The 937-nt window shown below is 67.3% G+C and carries 1 protein-coding gene; it reads right to left on the bottom strand.

What is annotated here, in order from left to right:
• Window positions 1-4: 4 nt before the first annotated feature.
• The coding region (locus KZQ38_RS35695; protein ID WP_443706249.1) for a ribonucleotide reductase barrel domain-containing protein at window positions 5-937 on the bottom strand (933 nt) is incomplete at its 5' end.

Genomic DNA, 937 nt, shown 5'->3' with positions numbered 1-937 from the left:
GACGTCAGCTGCACCCGGAGGTGGAGCCGCAGCCTTCGCAGAGGTAGCAGGAGCCGGCGGGGCGCATCTTGGTGCCGCAGGTCATGCAGAGGGGTGCGTCGGCGGTGGTGCCGAGGTGGAGTTCGAGGAGTTCGGTGGAGCTGCCGACGTGTTTGGTGGTGGTGTCGGGTTCCTTGGTGGGGGTGGAGTCGACGCTGGTGCGGAGGGCTTCGAGGTCGATGTCGGGGGTGCCGTAGTCCTGGTTGACCTGGGCGGTGCGTTCGTCGGCGGTGTAGATGCCGAGTTGGGCGCGCTTGTCCAGGGGGAGGTAGTCCAGGGCGAGGCGGCGGAACAGGTAGTCCAGGACGCTGGTGGCGATGCGGACGTCGGGGTCGTCGGTCATGCCGGCGGGCTCGAAGCGCAGGTTCTGGAACTTGGAGACGTAGAACTCCAGGGGGATGCCGTACTGGAGTCCGACGGAGATGGACATGGAGAAGGCGTCCATGACGCCGGCGAGGGTGGAGCCCTGCTTGCCGAGTTTGACGAAGATCTCGCCGAGGCCGTCGTCGGGGTAGGAGCCGGCGTGGAGGTAGCCCTCGGCGCCGCCGACGGTGAAGGAGACGGTCTGGGAGGGGCGCTTCTTGGGCAGGCGCTTGCGGACCGGCCGGTACTCCACCACGGTCTCCGGGGTGGTGTCGGTGGTGGTCTTGGCGTTCCTGCCGGCGGACAGGGGCTGGCCGACCTTGCAGTTGTCGCGGTAGATGGCCAGGGCCTTGAGGCCGAGTTTCCAGCCCTGGTAGTAGATCTGTTCGACGTCCTCGACGGTGGCGGTCTCGGGCATGTTGACGGTCTTGGAGATGGCGCCGGAGAGGAAGGGCTGGACGGCGGCCATCATGCGGACGTGGCCCATGGGTGCGATGGAGCGTTCGCCCATGGCGCAGTCGAAGACCTCGTAGTG

The organism is Saccharothrix obliqua (genome assembly GCF_019375475.1).
In the GTDB taxonomy this organism is placed as follows: Bacteria; Actinomycetota; Actinomycetes; order Mycobacteriales; family Pseudonocardiaceae; genus Actinosynnema; species Actinosynnema obliqua.
The sequence above is the reverse complement of the archived record's forward strand: the minus strand, read 5'-3'. Positions and strand labels throughout refer to the sequence as shown.